This window comes from Acidovorax sp. KPB24-03 (genome assembly GCF_057546605.1).
The window spans coordinates 1-1047 of sequence record NZ_BAAJYR010000741.1; the positions used below are offsets into that span (position 1 = coordinate 1).

Here is a 1047-nt window from a genome sequence, read left to right on the forward strand (position 1 = left end):
GGCCGGTGGGTGGGCATCCTCCACCCCGGCCTGGCGCGGGCCGCGCCACATGCGGTCCGCGCGGGGCGCCGCGCTCTCCACAATCCCGAGGACATTCATGAAGAAGCTTTTGATGGCGGCCGGCCTGGCCCTGGGCCTTTCGGCCTGCTCCAGCGTGACCGCGCCGACCGACGCCGCGCCCCTGGCGGGCACGCTCAAGAAACCCGATCTGGACCGCCTGGTGGTCGCCGAGACGGGTGCGCCCAGCGGCGATTTCAGCGCGTTCCTCGAACGCGCGGTGCGCACCTACCCTGCGCTGGCGCCCAGCGTGAAGGCGTATGGGTCCAAGGCCACGCTGGCGGGCGACGACCTGGTGAACATCAGCCGCCTGCTGGGCCTGTACAACCGGCTGCACCACCACACGGCGGTGATCGACACGACCGCGAAGATGGTGGCCATTCCCACGGTGCGCTCGGACAAGGTGCCGCCGCACGAGGACCGGGCCATCATCGCCTTCGGCACGCTGGTCGAAGGCATGGCCAAGGACTTCGGCCTGCAGTACCGCAACGTGGACAACCGCATCTTCGAAGTGAAGCTGCCCGGCACGGGCACCGAAGAATTCGGCATCCTCACGCACGCCGACGTGGTGCCCGTGGTGGCCGACGAATGGGTGCTGGACGACGGCACCCGGCTGGACCCGTTCAAGCTCACGCGGGTGGGCGGCAACCTGTACGGGCGCGGCTCCATCGACGACAAGGGCTCCATCGCCGCCGTGCTGTACGCGATGAAGGCGGTCAAGGACAGCGGCCTGCCGATGGCCCGCACGATCCGCCTCATGGTCGAGACGACCGAAGAGACGGGCGGCGACGCGATGAAGTACTACCGCGCCAAGACCCAGCTGCCCGAGTACAACATCGTGCTGGACAGCAAGTACCCCGCCGTGGTGGCCGAAAAGGGCTCGGGCGCGCTGCGCGCCTCGTTCGCCCTGGCACCTGCCGCCGCCGTGCCGGCCGGTGCGGTCACCATCGCCGCGATGGCGGGCGCCGCCTCGGCCAACGCCGTGCCGCA

The 1047-nt window shown here is 70.1% G+C and carries 1 protein-coding gene; it reads left to right on the forward strand.

The window, feature by feature from the left end; all coding sequences use genetic code 11:
- Positions 1–97 precede the first annotated feature (97 nt).
- On the forward strand, positions 98–1047 hold a 950-nt coding region (locus tag AC27KI_RS25640; protein ID WP_487116632.1), incomplete at its 3' end, for a M20/M25/M40 family metallo-hydrolase.